Source organism: Microbacterium sp. CPCC 204701, from assembly GCF_004010105.1.
Lineage (GTDB): Bacteria > Actinomycetota > Actinomycetes > Actinomycetales > Microbacteriaceae > Microbacterium.
The window spans coordinates 1-2089 of the sequence record NZ_RRYE01000462.1 but is presented as its reverse complement, the minus strand read 5'-3'; the positions used below and the strand labels follow the sequence as shown (position 1 = coordinate 2089).

Sequence of the window (2089 nt, the reverse complement as noted above, 5' to 3'; positions counted from 1 at the left end):
CGCGGTCGCGAGCGCGTCGGCGAGGTCGGCCTCGCTGCGCACCACCTGCATGCCCTTGCCGCCGCCGCCAGCCGACGGCTTCACCAGCAGCGGAAAGCCGGTGGCGGCCGCCGCGGCCGCGATGGCGGCATCCGTCATGCCCGCCGCACTGAAGCCGGGGACGGTCGGCACGCCGTGCGCAGCGACGTGATCCTTGGCGCGGATCTTGTCGCCCATGACGTCGAGCGCCCGCTCCCCCGGGCCGATGAACACCAGACCGGCCTCGGCGCATGCCCGCGAGAACTCGACGTTCTCGGAGAGGAACCCGTACCCCGGGTGCACCGCCTGCGCGCCCGTCTCGAGCGCGGCGGCGACGACGGCAGCGATGTCGAGGTACGACTGCGCGGCCGGAGCCGGACCGATGCGCACGGCCACGTCGGCCTCACGCACGTGCGGCGCGGTCGCGTCGGCGTCGCTGTAGACGGCGACCGAGCGGATGCCGAGGCGGTGGAGCGTGCGGATGACCCGCCGGGCGATCTCGCCGCGGTTGGCGACGAGGACGGTGTGGAAGAGGGCGTCGGTCATCGGGTCACATCCGGAAGACGCCGAAGCGGGGCTCCGGCAGCGGTGAGCGCGACACGACGTCGAGCGCCAGTCCGAGGAGGTCGCGGGTGTCGAGGGGGTCGACGATGCCGTCGTCCCAGAGGCGCGCGGTGGCATAGAAGGGGTCGCCCTGCTGCTCGTACTGAGCGCGGATGGGCGCCTCGAATGCGGCCTGCTGGTCGGCTGACCACTCTTCGCCGCGCGCTTCGAGCTGGTCGCGCTTGACCGTGGAGAGCACCGACGCCGCCTGCGGGCCGCCCATGACCGAGATGCGGCTGGCCGGCCACGTCCACAGGAACCGCGGCGAGTAGGCGCGTCCGCACATCGAGTAGTTGCCGGCGCCGAACGAGCCCCCGATCACGACGGTGAGTTTCGGCACGCGCGTCGTCGCCACCGCGGTCACCATCTTGGCGCCGTCCTTCGCGATGCCGCCGGCTTCGGCATCGCGCCCCACCATGAAGCCCGAGATGTTCTGCAGGAACAGCAGCGGCACGCCGCGCTGATCGCACAGCTCGACGAAGTGCGTGCCCTTGAGGGCGGACTCGCTGAACAGCACGCCGTTGTTGGCGACGATGCCGACCGGGTGGCCGTGAAGGCGCGCGAAGCCGGTGACGAGCGTGTCGCCATACTCCCGCTTGAACTCGTGGAACTCGCTCGCGTCGACGAGGCGCGCGATCACCTCTCGCACGTCGTACGGCTGGTTGACGTCGACGGGGACGACACAGTGGAGATCGGATGCCGGCACCGCCGGCTCGACCGTCGGCACGACGTCCCACGCGGGCGGCGCCGGAGGCGACAGGGTCGCGACGATGTCGCGGACGATCTCGAGCGCGTGCTCGTCGTCTTCGGCGAGGTGGTCGACGACACCCGAGCGGCGCGCGTGGAGCTCTCCCCCGCCGAGCTCCTCGGCTGTCACGACCTCGCCGATGGCGGCCTTCACGAGGGGCGGGCCGCCGAGGAAGATCGTGCCCTGATTGCGCACGATGACCGTCTCGTCGCTCATCGCCGGCACGTAGGCGCCGCCCGCCGTGCAGGATCCGAGCACAGCGGCGATCTGCGGAATGCCGGCCGCCGACAGTCGCGCCTGGTTGAAGAAGATGCGGCCGAAGTGGTCGCGATCGGGGAACACCTCGTCCTGCATCGGCAGGAACGCACCGCCCGAGTCGACGAGGTAGACGCACGGCAGCCGGTTCTCGAGCGCGATCTCCTGCGCGCGCAGGTGCTTCTTCACGGTCAGGGGATAGTACGTGCCGCCCTTGACGGTGGCGTCGTTGCACACCACCATCACGTGCCGGCCGTGCACGAGACCGATGCCGGCGATCACGCCGGCCGCCGGAGCGTCGCCGTCGTAGAGCCCCTCGGCGGCGAGCGGCGCCACCTCCAGGAACGGGCTTCCCTCGTCGAGCAGCCGCGCGACGCGGTCGCGGGGCAGCAGCTTGCCGCGCGACACATGGCGTTCGCGCGAGGCGGCGGGACCTCCGAGCGCCACCTCGGCCAGCCGCTGCCG

2 protein-coding genes are annotated in these 2089 nt (G+C 71.8%); both read right to left on the bottom strand.

Annotated elements, in window-relative coordinates:
* On the bottom strand, positions 1 to 564 hold a 564-nt coding region (locus tag EIO58_RS16805), incomplete at its 3' end, for a biotin carboxylase N-terminal domain-containing protein (protein ID WP_127820432.1).
* A gap of 4 nt (positions 565 to 568) precedes the next feature.
* On the bottom strand, positions 569 to 2089 hold a 1521-nt coding region (locus tag EIO58_RS16800), incomplete at its 5' end, for a carboxyl transferase domain-containing protein (protein ID WP_127820431.1).